Annotated in this window: 1 pseudogene; it reads left to right on the plus strand. The window is 65.4% G+C overall.

The annotated features are described in order from the left end of the window. Nucleotides 1-436 (plus strand): annotated as a pseudogene (locus HUO12_RS14400) (TonB-dependent receptor); the annotation flags it as partial.

A 436-nucleotide genomic window follows, 5' to 3' on the forward strand; every position in this document is an offset into this window, starting at 1 on the left:
GAGCCCTTCGTTCAGGGCGAGGTGGGCGCCTTCGGCTATGTCCGCGGCGTGGCCGCGGGCAGCACCCCTCTCGGCGGTGGCAACCTCCTCGCCGCCGCCGAGATCCAAGGCTATGACGGGCCCTGGGATCTGCACGAAGACCTTCACCGCATCGCAGGCCTCGTAAAATATAGCGGCGGCGGCAGCGCTGCGGCGGGCGGCACCGAATATTCCGTGCAGCTCAACGGCTATGACAGCCGCTGGACCTCCACCGATCAGGTGCCCGAACGCGCCGTAGAAAGCGGACGGATCGGGCGCTTCGGCTTCATCGATCCGGATCTGGGTGGCAGCACGACGCGCATCGGCGCGGTCGCCAATGCGGCGCTGGGCGAAACCCGGCTGAATGCCTTTGCGACCTATTACAACTTCCAGCTAACCTCCAACTTCACCTATTTCC

Origin of the sequence: Altererythrobacter lutimaris (assembly GCF_013371495.1) — a bacterium.
In the GTDB taxonomy this organism is placed as follows: Bacteria; Pseudomonadota; Alphaproteobacteria; order Sphingomonadales; family Sphingomonadaceae; genus Erythrobacter; species Erythrobacter lutimaris_A.